Raw genomic sequence first — 12040 nt, 5'->3', positions numbered from 1 at the left:
TAGCGTGTCGCATGGCGAAGAAGGCTGCGAAGATGAAGCTCGCCCCGGTCGTCGTTGTCGGCAAGCACCCGGCCGCGTCGCTTGCAGCAGCGACGCTCGCGAAGCGCGGCCTCGACGTCGTTCAGGTCGCGACGAGCAAGTCGGCTGTGTCCGATCGACTCGTGACGCTCAATCCGGCCTTGTGCGAGCTCGCTGGCATCGCGATGCCCGACGCCGCCGAGCCGTTCGACACCGTCCAGTTCCTCGGCCAGGACGACAAGGTCGCCCAGACCACGCCTGCCTTCGCCGAGGACGCGTTGCCCGTCGTCGGCAGCTTGCGCGATGTCGCCCAGATCGCCGCCGAGGTCGCAGACGAGGCCGGCGTGCAACGCATGATCGGCCAGCTCGAAGTCGGCCTGCCCGACGACGACTCTGGAATCGAGGTGCGTGTCGGTGCCCGCACGATCGACGCGGGACTGGTCTTGGCGTCCGACGACCTGCCAGACGACGTCGCTGCCGCACTTGGCGTCGCGGCAGCAGCCCAGGAGGCTCGGCAGACGCACGAGCGACTGGACGTTGTCTGCCCGGAGGACGCGCCGCTGTCGGCCGCACTGGACCTTGACGACGCGGGATCGTGGGGCTTGCTGCTGCGAACGGAGAGCCAGACGCAAATGACGGTCTTCGCACCCGCTGGTGGTTCGGCGTCGGCGATGCAAGCGTGGGCCAACCGGCTGGGCATGCCGTTGCCAAGGTCGTTGCCGGAGCCAGAGCCCGTCGCACTCGCTGGAGCGTTGGAGCGAGACGTGGTGGGGCGGCTGACGCTGCTTCTCGGGCCGGCAGGCGGGTTCGTGTCGTCGACCGGCGAGGAGGTCTATCCATGCTGCCACAGCGCGACCTACGCAGCCGCCGTCGCAGAGAAGGCGTTGAAGGCGACGCACGTTCAGGACGCGCTTGCCGACTACCGCTCTGCCTGGGGCGGCACGCTCGGCGAGTACCTGCAGGGCCCGCAGCAGAACATGCGGTTTTTGCTCCCGCTGATCTACAAGAACCCGGTGATGACGGATCGCCTGGCCGACGCGTTGTTCCGCGGGCGAAGCCTGGTCCGATAGGGCAGCGCGTTATCGACCCCTGGCCGAAGAAATCTGCAGGAAAAAATCGTGCCCGCGACGCCTCAGGCGATAGATGCGTTGCCCATCAGTGACTTACAGGCCGATTGAAGTTATCGGCCGCACTGATGCTCCTGCGCGTCGATGGCCGATACACGTGTTAGCGACGGGCATGTCCCGACGCAGTGTCGGGGTCGCAGCCGGCACATGACAGGCAACGAAACGCTTCACCCGTAACGGAAAGGCACAACCCATGAACATCAATCCCGTCAATCCGGCCGTCGGCACCGGTAACGTCAACGCCGCCAACAAGGCCACCTACGCCCGTCCGGCCGCACAGCCGCAGGCGTCCGTCGCCGACAAGGTCGAAGTCGGCCAGTCCGACGGCTTCCAGCGGCTGGTCGCGATGGCCAAGGAAGGCGAAATCCGCGCCGACAAGGTCGCCGACATCAAGGCCCAGATCGCGGCCGGCAAGTACGACCTCGACGCCAAGGCCGACATCGTCGCCGACCGACTGCTCGAAGACCTCTGATCGGTCTTCCCAAATCGCCACGACGCCCGCGGGTTGCTCCTGCGGGCGTCGTGCCTTTGATGGGATGTGTCCTTCAGCGTGACGATCAGCCGGACCTTCTGTGCCGCCCATCAGCTTCGTCTTGCCGACGGGTCACTCGAACCAGTCCACGGCCACAACTGGCATGTTCGAGTGGTAGTCGCGCGCCACGACGGCGAACTCGACGCCAGCGACTGCGTCATCGACTTCCATGACCTCGAAGCACGACTCGACCACGTCATCGGCCCATGGGACAACGCGAACCTCGCCGAGCAGGCACCGTTCCGCGACGGCGTGAATGCCTCGGCCGAACGGGTCGCCGAGGCCGTTGCGACGGGTCTGTCGCTTCCGGAGGGCGTCGAGGTAAAGACCGTGCACGTGACCGAAGCGCCTGGTTGCGAAGCGACGTGGCACGCGGACGTCAGCGCGTAAAGACCGGCAGCGTCTCCGGCAGAGCTTCGATCACGCCGCGATCGACCAGGCTCTGGGCGATGGTTTCGACGTGCTCGTTGAGGTAGTCGATCAGCACACCGCGATCGACATCGTGCCCGTAGTCGCGCAGCTCGGAGACGAGGTCTTCACCCCACGTTTCGCCGCGGATGAGCGTTCGGTAGAGCGCCGTCAGCCCGCCGGTCCGCTCACTGCCGGCCCAGCAGTGCACGAGGGTCGTCTTGTCGGCTTTGCGCGCCTCGACGATGTAGGCGAGCGCATCGACGTACTCGGTCGGGTCGCCCGTGCCGTCGCCGCGGAGGTTGACGTGATACCGCTCGACGCCAGCCGCACGGGCGGCCTCGAACTCGGCGACGTTGTGCGGATTGTCGGGGTTATCGATGCTGAGCGAGACGATGACGTCCAGTTCGAGATTGTCGATCGCCGGGCCGATCATGAAACGGCTGATTTGCCCGCTGCGGTAGAGGCCTGGCTCGACGAGGCCGACGTTCTTGGTTGTGACGCGATGCTCGATGCCTTCCTCCCAGAGCACAACGCCAGCGAGGCCGACGACGGTCGTGATGATCGCGGTCTTGGCAGCAATCAGGAATCCGAGCCGCATCGGCGACACCGGAGCCTTCACAGAAGGATCGTCTTCCACACGCAGCACGCCGGCAGTGTACGGCGGCGAGTGCTTCTGCCATCCGCCGACGACCGATAACGGCGGATTCTTTGCATCCGGGCAAAAGCAGTGTCGCCCACAAACCGGCGCGACGATGAACAACGTGCCATGTTCAAAAGTCCTCGTTCGAAAGTCGCTGCAGCCTCGGCCGCGGTTGCCGCGAGCCTCGTCTTTCACTCGACCGCCGATGCGGATCTCTTCGGCGTCACCGTCGATGCCCCGGGACTCCTGCCGGTCACCGTCACCGGCGATTCTCTCTTCGATCTGGCGGAGAACGTCATCGACAGTGCCGGCGACTTCGAGCAGTTTGAAGGGACAAGCTTTACCGGCTCGCTCGACTACGCCAACCTGTCCAACGCGATCATTGTCTCCGGCGATGCGCTCAACCCCGACGCGGTCCGCCTTCAGATTCCGAGCATCGGCTTCGACCGCATCTTCGACGACGAGGACGAGGCCGAGGAGTTCCTCCAGAACGAAGGTGCCGACACGCTCGCTCGATTCATCGCGGTCGTGAACGAGCAGACACTCGTCGGCGTCACCGACGGCAACCCGGCAGCGCTGACGGCAATCCTCGCCGACGACGCGTTTCGCAACTACGGCGAGTTCCGCAACCCCTTCGTCGGCTACACGCAGGGCGGCGATGCGACGCGGCTCTACGGCTCGGCCGCGTTCATCGATACCGATGTGGGCGAAGGCGTCCTGTACGAAGGTGCTTTCAGTGGAGCGATCGGGCTCACGGACCACGTCGCCATCAGTCTGAGCATTCCCGGTGCCGTCCGCGACATCGAAGGCAGCCAGACGTTCTTCGTCGGTGCGCAGCTAGGCGTTCCGATCAAGTTCACCCCGGCCACAGGTCCGGATCAGCCGTTCCTGTGGCAGGTCACGCCGTACGCGTTGGCGTCGGGTGGCGGCAGCCAGGATCAGCTGGCGGGCGGCATCGTTCTAGGTGGTGGTGCGGTCAACCTCGTCGGCATCAAGATCGGCGACTTCAGCATCACCTCGGGTCAGCAGGCCGTCGGCTACGGCGGAACGCCCATCGAGGCGGGCGACTTCCGGTTCGAGACCGACGTCGGCCAGACGCTTCTGCGCGGCAGCCTCCAGGCGACCTACGGCGGAACCGGCTCGGCGGCGTACATCACGGGCGGTGTCGCCTACACCAGGTTCCTAGACGATGCTGCCGTCGATGATTACGTCAGTCCGCTCGCCGGTATCGGCCTGAAGTTCGGACGGGGCAACGTGCTTCGCGTCGGATATCGCGGCGATATCGGCGACGGCTTCGACATGCACCGCGGTGAGCTCGAGCTGCGATTCAGCTTCTGACGCGTCGTACCGTTTCCCGGTGCCGGACTCGCTCCTCGACCAGCTTCGCCAGGCGACGCGGCCGATCCACGATCGACTGCACGACCTCGACCCGACCTTCAATCGCGAGGCCTACGCACGGTTTCTGGCAGCAATGGCCGCAGGACACGGGCGGCTGGCAGCTCGAGGGCAAGCGACGTCAGGCGAGTTGCTGGAGCGACTCGAAGCCGATCTCGATCAGCTTCCCAAAGTGCCACGCGAGGACCTTCCTGCCGCCGACTCGGATGCGGGCCGCCTGGGTGAGTTGTACGTGATGACCGGCAGCCGGATGGGCTCGGCGGCGATGTTGAGCGACCTCCGCAAACGTCACGCCGACTGGCCGATGCAGTACCTCGCCGCCGCCAAGCCGACCGAGGCTTGGCCCGAGCTGAAGGAGACACTGGCTCAATCACCCGCCAACGATGCCGAGACCGCGGCTGCTGTCTGGTTGTTCGAGCAGGTCGAGCGACGCATGCGGGCGTGAACTGGAACTGCGATTTTCGTACGATTCTTCGACGTGGTACCGAATTCCGAGGTCCTGACGCGACACGAAGAGTTGACACTCGAGGAGTGTGACCGCGAGCCGATCCACGTTCCGGGCCTCATCCAGCCGCATGGCATTTTGCTGGCTGTCGAAAGAAACGGTCTGGTCCGACAAGCATCGGCCAACGCGATGACGATCCTGGGTCAGCAGGAAGTCGTCGGCCGCGACATCGCAGACTTGCTCGTCGGCGACGTCGACCTCGACCGGGCGATCCGGAGCACCTCGCCCGTCCGACTTGGCGAACTTGTCCTGCACGACCAGCCGATGGACGTGCTCGCTCACTGCACTTCGGACGACCCCGACGGTCTTGTCATCGTCGAGTTGATCGTGAGCGACCGGTCCGGCGGGGTCGATGCGTCGCTCGCGATCGATGAGCTGCGGACACTCATGATGAGCGTCCAGAGTGCCCGCGACGACATCGGCCTTTTCCAGGCAGTCGCGAGGCAGGTTCAGCGGGTGACCGGCTTCGACCGAGCGATGATCTATCGCTTTGACGAAGAGCTCAACGGATCGATCATCGCCGAGGCAATTTCACCAGGTAAAGAGGAGGAACTTGGCAGCTTCCTCGGCCTCAACTATCCGGCGACCGACATTCCGCGTCAGGCACATCGGCTCTACCTGCAGAACTGGATCCGACTCATCCCGGACATGGGTTACGCCCCCGTGCCACTGATCGGCCATGAGGTTGAGGGACGGTCGAAGCTGGACTTGTCCAACGCGTTGCTGCGAAGCGTGTCGCCAATCCACATCGAGTACCTGCAGAACATGGGCGTCTCAGCGACGCTCACGATCAGCCTTCCGGATCAGCGCCACGCCGAAAGTGGGCCCGAGCGACTGTGGGGTTTGGTGGCGTGCCATCACTACGGCGGACCGAGGCTGATGGACGCTGCGCGGCTCAGCGTGTGCGAACTCATCGGCCGACAGGTCAGCTCGACGATCGCGATGCGGCGGATTCGGCAGCAGAGCGATTTGCTTGCGAAGCGTCGCGGGATTCAGCAGGCGGTCATCAGCGTGACGAATGCGGCGTTGGAAAAGAGCGTGAAGTTGACAGAGGCTTTGCTCCGGGACGACGCGTCGATCCTCCGCCTCGTCGATGCCGCCGGTGCCGCGGCTGTGGGCAGCAGCGGCATCGTGTCGACGGGGAGTGTCCCTTCGGACAAAGCCCTGCGTGCGATTGCCGTCCACGCTCGATCGAAGGTCGCGGCTGCGGTGGGCGACGATGCGATCTTCGTCACCGATCGCCTCACGCTCGAAGAGCCAAGCCTCGCCGATGAAGAGGAGGTGCGGCAGCTCGCAAGCGGCGTCCTCGCGATGCCGCTCTCGACGGATGGCACGTTGCTGGTCTGGGTTCGGCCAGAGCAGGTTCACACGGTCAATTGGGGCGGCGACCCAAACAACAAGGCGACCCGCGATATCGAAGGCAGGCTTTCTCCACGGAAGAGCTTCGACCGCTGGCAGGAAGAGGTCCGCGGCCGAAGTGAGCCTTGGTCGCCCGAGGACGTTGCGAGCGTTCGCGAGCTGCGCCGCGCCCTGGTCGACATCGTCGTTCGCCACTTTGAGGACCTGACATCGCTCAACGAGCAGCTGGAAGTCAGCAACTCCGAACTGACACGCTTTGCCTACGCGGCGGGGCACGATTTGCGCGAGCCGATCCGCGGTATCAACTCGCTGGCGAGCTTCACGCTCGAAGACTTCGGCGAGCAACTCGACTCCGAGGTCCTTGATCGACTCAAGACAATCCAGAAGCTGACGGTCCGAACCGACGGCCTGATGTCGAGCCTGCTCCGCTACGCGAAGCTCGGGCAGAGCCGATTGCGGCGTGCATCGTTCTCTTACCGAGAGGTCGTGAGTGAGGTTGTGGAGACGCTCGACGTCCGCATTCGCGAGACCAACGCGACAGTCCAGGTTGCGGACGTGCTGCCGAACATCCGGGCCGACCGAGAGCGCGTGTACGAAGTCGTGCAGAACTTGGTGGTCAACGCGATGAAGTACGTGTCCGACGTGGACCCCATCATCGAGATCGGTCGAGTCAAACGCGCGGCAGCGATCGCCGCTGCGGATACCGACTCGGCTCGTGCCGAGGCGAATGCGGTTGGAGGCCGCCATGTGTTTTTTGTTCGGGACAACGGCATTGGCATTCCGGTCGCTCAGCGGGAAGACGTCTTTCGCATCTTCCGACGCCTCCACTCGCGCGACGCGTTCGGGGGTGGCTCTGGTGCAGGGCTGACGATCTCGAAGCAGGCGGTCGAGCGGCATGGAGGTCGGATGTGGATCACCGGCCGACCCGACGGCGAGCAGGGCACGACCGTCTGGTTCACGCTCGAGGGCTAGCTCGCCCGCGACGATCGCTTGTTGCTCGTAGACTTCCTTGCCCCATGCCCCGCGGCAGCGACGAGCTACACGAAGCACCGCCTAGCGAGGCGGTCCTGCTCATCGAGGACTCGGACGAAGACGCCAAGCTGCTGGAACGTTTGCTCCGTGCAACGTCCGACTGCCACGTCGAGCGCGTCGGGACGCTGGCAGAGGGCGGCAGGGCGGTCGACGCGAGCCGTTTTGACCTGTTGATCCTCGACAACCATCTGCCCGATGGCTCGGCAGCGGAGTTCCTGCAGTGGCTCACTCAAGAGTCGCGAAGACAACCGCAATTTGTCGGAACCACGCCATGTCCGGTCGTTGTGCTCACCGGTGCCGGAAGCATTGCCCTGGCCGCGGAACTCATACGACTCGGCGCGGGCGACTATCTCGACAAGTCAGAGCTGCAGCCGGGCGATGACCCCGAACGTCCTCGCGTGCAGCTCTGCCGGACGATCGAGCGCGCTCGCGAGCACCATCGTCTCACGCGCCGAAACGCAAGGCTGTTGCTGAACGCGCTCGTCAAGCGACGGACGATGCGCGAGGCCAAGGCTGCGCGCGTTGCGGCTGAGCGGGTTGCGGACGATGCGACACGCCAGCTTCGTCACGCGCTCGATGCGGGACAGATGGGTACGTGGAGTTGGCACGTCGGAACCGACGAGGTCACGGCTGACCCACGCGTGCTCCAGCTGTTCGATCTCGATGCGTCGGACAATGGCACCGTGCCGGTCGATCAGTTTTTCGCGCGGATCGATGAACGCGACCGTCAGCGTGTGCACAGCGAGACGCGGGCCGTGATCGAAGGGACCGCGGCGAGCTTCAACTCCGAGTTTCGTATCGCCCGTCGAAACGGCGACAACTGCTGGATCGCGGGGATTGGACGACGCGTCGACGCCAACGGCGAATCGAGGCTCATCGGCGTCAACTACGACGTCAACGATCGCCATGAGCAGATAACCCAGCTGCGGCAGAGCCAGGAGGCCAATGCCCGGCGTGTCGCCGAGTTGGAGGCCACCTATCGAGAGGCACCGGCGGGACTAGCACTGCTCGATACCGACCTGAAGTTCACGAAGATCAACACCGCCATGCCACGGCTCATCGGCCTTGCGAGTGCCGATTGGATCGGACGGCTTGCGCAAGAAGCCCTGCCTGATCACGTCTGGCGTCAGGTCGAGCACGCCAGCCGCGGTGCTCTGGAAGACGGCATGCGCAAGCGCGTCCAGATCGACCTCGCGCTCGGCGGGGACGAGGGCAAGCCCGACGAGGTCCGGACGATCCTCTGGAACTGCAGCCCTGTCTTCGCCGCGGAAGGCGGTTCACCACTGGGGCTCAACGTCGTCGTTCAGGACGTGACGGATCTGCACAGGAAGGAACAGCTGCTCGCCGCGCAAAAGGCGGAGCTTGAGAGGCAGCAATCCGAGCTGAATCGTCGAAACGAACAGCTCGAAGAGGTCAACGAGCGGGCCGAAGCTGCCAACCAGAACCTGGCCGAGACGTCTGGGCGACTTCGTTCGTTACTGGCTGGAGCGCCGGTGGGCTTTGGCTTTTTTGATCGCACCGCTCGGCTGGTGCAGCACAACGCTCAGCTCACGAGCATGACGGGCTTGGGCGATAAGCGGTCGCGCATCGACGACACCGACGACCCCAGCTTGATGGAAGAGATTCGCCAGCACCTTCGACGGGTCTTCGCCACGGGTCATCCGGTCATCGGCACGGAACTCGGCGCTTCGCTTCCACACGATGGCATGGGGCCTCGCTGGTTTCTGGCAAGCTTTTTTCCGGCTGGGGAGCCACTCGACGGCGAAGTGGCAGCCGCTCCCGGCGGCGATCCGGCGATGGACGAAGTCGAGTCGTTCAGGACCGTCGGCTGCGTGCTGCTGGACATCACGGACCGCAAACGCAGCGAACGCATGCTGCGGGAGGCGAAGGAGAACGCGATCAATGCCCGCATTTCCGCCGACCGTGCGCGGGAGCTGGCCGAGCAGGCGAACCGCGCAAAGAGCGAGTTTCTGGCGGTATTGAGCCACGAGCTGCGAACGCCACTCACACCCGTGGTGGCCGGAGCTCAGATGCTGGCGAGTGTTGTCGGGAAGCAGCACGACCTCGAATCGGATGACACCCGATCGATGATTGTCGAGACACTCGACACGATGCGTCGCAATGTCGAGCTGGAGGTTCGACTGATCGACGATCTGCTCGATTTGACTCGCATTGCCCGCGGTAAACTCCAGCTGACGCGCCGCCCGAGTGACTTGAACGAGGTCGTCCAACACGCGGTCGATATCTGCGAGCAGGACGTCTTCGACAAGCGGCTGGATCTCAAGCTCGACGTCACGTCCAAGCCGCTTGGAACCGTCGTCGATCCGGCACGAATCCAGCAGGTCGTCTGGAACCTGATCAAGAACGCAGTGAAATTCACCGAGGCCGAGGGCAGCATCGCGGTCAGGACATTTACCGACGACGACGGCAAGAGTGTTTGCTGCTCGGTGACGGACGACGGTCTGGGCATCGAGCCGTCACGGCTTCGATCGATCTTCGATGCCTTTGAGCAGGGCGGCCCTGGGATGAACCGCACGTTCGGGGGACTCGGGCTTGGGCTGGCGATCAGCCGGCATCTCGCTGACGCGCACGGCGGATCGCTCGTCGCGCACAGCGAAGGCCTCGGTCGCGGGGCGACGTTCACACTGCGACTGCCCGCCAAGAGCCTTCGACAGCGTGGACCGAGCTTCAACGCGCCAGACGCCAGGTCCGACCTGAGTGTCGGGCGGATCCTGCTGGTCGAAGACCACGACGACACGTCGAAACTCATGTCGAGATTCCTGCAGCTTCAGTTCGAAGCCAAGGTGGTTCGAGCAGGCAGTGTGGGCGAGGGAAGGCGGCTCTTTGACGAGCAGTCCTTCGATTTGATCATCTCCGACATCGGCCTTCCCGATGGAAACGGCACGGACCTTCTGTCATCGCTGCCACACAATCACCCGCCGGCGATCGCGCTCAGTGGCTACGGAACCGAGACCGACGTCCGCCGGTCTCGGGAGGCAGGGTTTTCGGAACATCTCGTCAAGCCGGTCGACCTTGAGCAGCTTGAGTCGACCGTGCGGAAGCTCGTGAATGGTCGCTAGGAGCGCGTGTCTTCCTGGAGTTCGTCTCCGAGACTTCCGGACCACATCGTCACCCCTGCAATGTGGGCGGCGCGCGCTAGCATGTGCGAGCCGATTGGTGCCGCGACGAAGACGAAGACCACGACCAGCAGAGCTTTGGTGAACGCGATGAGTGTGGGCTCGTCGGCCGTGGTGACAAGCTCGACCTCCGCAGGATCGGACGGCAGCGGCTCTTCCGGCGCCGTCGCAACGAAAACGACCAACGCGGCCAACAGGCCGACGATGCCGAGCGTCACGCACTTGCTGGCGGCGTGGCTTCGGCAGTAAGCGTCGGGCAGTCGCAGCATGCCGACCGCTCCGACGAACATGAAGAAAATCCCCGACAACACGAGCAACGCGGTGAAGACATCAAACAGTGAGTAGATAATGCCACTCATGACGATCCCTCCCGTTGTTCGTCCTGTGGCTGGAGATACGGCCTGGCGATGAACTGGGCGATTGCGACGGTGCCTGCGAAGCTGAGCAGGGCGATAACGAGCATGCCGTCGACGAACAGGAGCTCGCCCCAGCGGATAGTCAGCACGATGACGAGCCCGAGCAGTTGGACACCCATCGTGTCTGCCGCAACGCCGCGGTCGGCGAGCGTCGGCCCGCGAACGATGCGGTAGAGGCACATGCCGATGCCCGCGACGAGAAACACAACGCCTAGAAGCGTCGACCACTCAACCAATTCGTCGGTCGTCATGCCAGCGTCCCCCTTGTCGCGATGGCCGTCGGCGTTGGCGGGCCTTTGAAGAAGACGTCGCGCTCCATGTGGTGCCGGAGCGTGTCGATCTCCTCGATCTGCGTCTCGCGGTCTTCGGCGAAAAGGCAGTGGATGTAGAGCAGTGTGCGGTCGCCACGTGTCCGCGAGTCGATGACGAGCGTTCCTGGCGTGAGCGTGATCGCGTTGCTCAGGATGGTGATCTCAGCAGTCGACAAGCCTGTGACGTCATAACGGATGATCCTGGGGTCAATATCGAGCCCGGGCGAGAGGATTTGCCGCGCGATCTGCCAGTTGCTCTTGACGAGCTGTCCGAAGAAGTAGATGCCGAACGTGAACAGTCCGAACAGCCGTCGGCCGTAGGCGTTCCAGAGCGTGTCGTGGCCTCGGAGGCGGGCGAACAGCCAAAGCACGGCGTAGCCGAAGGCGAATCCCAGAACGATGGTGTAGAGCGACAGGTCTCCCCAGAGCAGCACCCACATCGCCGCAAGAAGCACATTAACCAGAAACAGACTCACGGTGTCACCTCCTCGTTTGCCGGCACCATGGTTGAAGCCACGCGTTCGCCAAGAACGGCGGTGACGTAGGCGTCAGGATGAATGATGCCCTTGCCTGCCTTGCTTGCCAGTTCAAAGTAGACGTGGGCGAACAGGCCGACCGTCAGGGCGAGCACGACGAGCGACGTCGTCGCGACAAGTGCGATCGTCCGCTGGGGCGGGCGGAACTCGGGCGGCAGCGTTTGCGACAACGATCCCTCCGGCGCCGGCGACCAGAACGCGTAGCTCCAGATCTTTGCCATGCTGAGCAGCGTCAACGCGCCCGTCGCCACCGCCACGATCCCAAGAAAGACGCCCCAGGCGTCGAACCGCTGGAAGCTGGCGAGAATCAGAAGGTATTTTCCGAAGAAGCCAGACAACGGTGGCAGGCCGACGAGCGATAGGGCGGCAATGAGGAAGACCGTCGCCAGCCAGCGATCCCGCGTGAGCAACGAACCAACGCCCGACAGCTCGTCGGTCCCGCCATACTTCTCGATGAGCCCGCCGCAGAGGAAAAGGCTGCATTTGACGATCATGTGCTGGACCATGTAGAGCAGCGTCGCCGCCATCGCGAGCTCGCCGGCTTCGGGTACACCAGCCGCGAGTGCGAGTGCGATGCCGAGGATCATGTAGCCGACCTGGCTGATGACGTGGATGCTCAAG

The 12040-nt window shown here is 64.1% G+C and carries 12 protein-coding genes; 7 read left to right on the top strand and 5 right to left on the bottom strand.

Annotated elements, in window-relative coordinates; genetic code table 11:
• The 3 genes from AAGI46_11505 to AAGI46_11495 form a co-directional block, all read left to right on the top strand.
• A partial coding sequence (locus AAGI46_11505; GenBank protein ID MEM1012832.1) for a hypothetical protein occupies positions 1-1088 on the top strand: 1088 nt, incomplete at its 5' end.
• Positions 1089-1338: 250 nt separating this feature from the next.
• Positions 1339-1617 carry a flagellar biosynthesis anti-sigma factor FlgM gene (locus AAGI46_11500; GenBank protein ID MEM1012831.1) on the top strand — a complete coding sequence of 93 codons (279 nt, stop codon included), beginning with the start codon at positions 1339-1341 and terminating at the stop codon, positions 1615-1617.
• Between the two features lie 78 nt (positions 1618-1695).
• Complete coding sequence (locus AAGI46_11495) at positions 1696-2067, top strand: 6-carboxytetrahydropterin synthase (GenBank protein MEM1012830.1); 372 nt, start codon at positions 1696-1698, stop codon at positions 2065-2067.
• Here the strand turns inward: AAGI46_11495 and AAGI46_11490 are convergent.
• Positions 2057-2734, bottom strand: coding sequence for a hypothetical protein (locus tag AAGI46_11490; protein ID MEM1012829.1), 678 nt, complete (start codon positions 2732-2734; stop codon positions 2057-2059). The two genes, AAGI46_11495 and AAGI46_11490, sit on opposite strands and share 11 nt — an antisense overlap.
• 120 nt (positions 2735-2854) lie before the next feature.
• Here AAGI46_11490 and AAGI46_11485 point away from each other — a divergent pair, with 120 nt between their 5' ends.
• Genes AAGI46_11485 through AAGI46_11470 form a run of 4 tightly spaced genes read left to right on the top strand, consistent with a single transcriptional unit; the run spans position 2855 to position 10099 of the window.
• Positions 2855-4066: a hypothetical protein gene (locus AAGI46_11485; protein MEM1012828.1), complete on the top strand. Its 1212-nt coding sequence runs from the start codon at positions 2855-2857 to the stop codon at positions 4064-4066.
• A 19-nt stretch (positions 4067-4085) separates the two neighbouring features.
• Positions 4086-4568, top strand: a complete 483-nt coding sequence (locus AAGI46_11480) for a biliverdin-producing heme oxygenase (protein MEM1012827.1) — start codon at positions 4086-4088, stop codon at positions 4566-4568.
• Positions 4569-4601: 33 nt separating this feature from the next.
• On the top strand, positions 4602-6959 hold the full coding sequence (locus AAGI46_11475; GenBank protein ID MEM1012826.1) for an ATP-binding protein: 2358 nt from the start codon (positions 4602-4604) through the stop codon (positions 6957-6959).
• A 44-nt stretch (positions 6960-7003) separates the two neighbouring features.
• Entirely contained in the window at positions 7004-10099 is a 3096-nt protein-coding gene (locus AAGI46_11470) for a response regulator (GenBank protein ID MEM1012825.1), read from the top strand.
• Here the strand turns inward: AAGI46_11470 and mnhG are convergent.
• From mnhG to AAGI46_11450, 4 genes are all read right to left on the bottom strand, one after another.
• Positions 10096-10515, bottom strand: coding sequence for a monovalent cation/H(+) antiporter subunit G (gene mnhG, locus AAGI46_11465; GenBank protein ID MEM1012824.1), 420 nt, complete (start codon positions 10513-10515; stop codon positions 10096-10098). The two genes, AAGI46_11470 and mnhG, sit on opposite strands and share 4 nt — an antisense overlap.
• Positions 10512-10823, bottom strand: a complete 312-nt coding sequence (locus AAGI46_11460; protein MEM1012823.1) for a monovalent cation/H+ antiporter complex subunit F — start codon at positions 10821-10823, stop codon at positions 10512-10514. The genes mnhG and AAGI46_11460 overlap by 4 nt, the downstream gene beginning before the upstream one ends.
• Positions 10820-11359 carry a Na+/H+ antiporter subunit E gene (locus AAGI46_11455; protein ID MEM1012822.1) on the bottom strand — a complete coding sequence of 180 codons (540 nt, stop codon included), beginning with the start codon at positions 11357-11359 and terminating at the stop codon, positions 10820-10822. The genes AAGI46_11460 and AAGI46_11455 overlap by 4 nt, the downstream gene beginning before the upstream one ends.
• Positions 11356-12040: proton-conducting transporter membrane subunit (locus tag AAGI46_11450; protein ID MEM1012821.1), on the bottom strand; the 685-nt coding region annotated here is incomplete at its 5' end. The genes AAGI46_11455 and AAGI46_11450, both read right to left, overlap by 4 nt.

The sequence above is a fragment of the Planctomycetota bacterium genome (assembly GCA_038746835.1).
Classification (GTDB): Bacteria; Planctomycetota; Phycisphaerae; order Tepidisphaerales; family Tepidisphaeraceae; genus JBCDKH01.
The sequence above is the reverse complement of the archived record's forward strand: the minus strand, read 5'-3'. Positions and strand labels throughout refer to the sequence as shown.

Coding starts and splice junctions, on each gene's coding strand:
- AAGI46_11500 (MEM1012831.1), top strand. CDS start 1,339: ATGAACATCAATCCCGTCAATCCGGCCGTCGGCACCGGTAACGTCAAC.
- AAGI46_11485 (MEM1012828.1), top strand. CDS start 2,855: ATGTTCAAAAGTCCTCGTTCGAAAGTCGCTGCAGCCTCGGCCGCGGTT.
- AAGI46_11470 (MEM1012825.1), top strand. CDS start 7,004: ATGCCCCGCGGCAGCGACGAGCTACACGAAGCACCGCCTAGCGAGGCG.
- mnhG (MEM1012824.1), bottom strand. CDS start 10,515: ATGAGTGGCATTATCTACTCACTGTTTGATGTCTTCACCGCGTTGCTC.
- AAGI46_11460 (MEM1012823.1), bottom strand. CDS start 10,823: ATGACGACCGACGAATTGGTTGAGTGGTCGACGCTTCTAGGCGTTGTG.